The organism is Corynebacterium sp. HMSC034A01, assembly GCF_001838175.1.
Lineage (GTDB): Bacteria > Actinomycetota > Actinomycetes > Mycobacteriales > Mycobacteriaceae > Corynebacterium.
On the sequence record NZ_KV835943.1, the window covers coordinates 1 to 255 of the forward strand.

The 255-nt window shown below is 57.3% G+C and carries 1 protein-coding gene; it reads left to right on the forward strand.

Features of this window, described 5'->3' with window-relative positions; genetic code table 11:
- Positions 1-29: 29 nt before the first annotated feature.
- Positions 30-255, forward strand: a 226-nt coding sequence (locus HMPREF2791_RS03880; protein WP_141764905.1) for a hypothetical protein, incomplete at its 3' end; no start/stop codon positions are given.

Sequence of the window (255 nt, forward strand, 5' to 3'; positions counted from 1 at the left end):
ACGAGGCGTTTGCGGCGACAATGGAACGCGTGAGCAAACACCGCAAAGTCCAACGCAACCATCAGCAGCAGCGAGTCGATGAAGCAGCCGATGCGAAGAGACCACCCCGGCCAGTCAACGAGTGGCTGCCAGGCCCTGGGCCGATAGACGATATCGCTGATTTACCCAGTGACATGGACGAGCTGAAAAAGCTCGTTGTTGAGATGCGCGACCGGGAAACGGTCAAAGACGCCATTATCCAAGTGCTCATGAGCG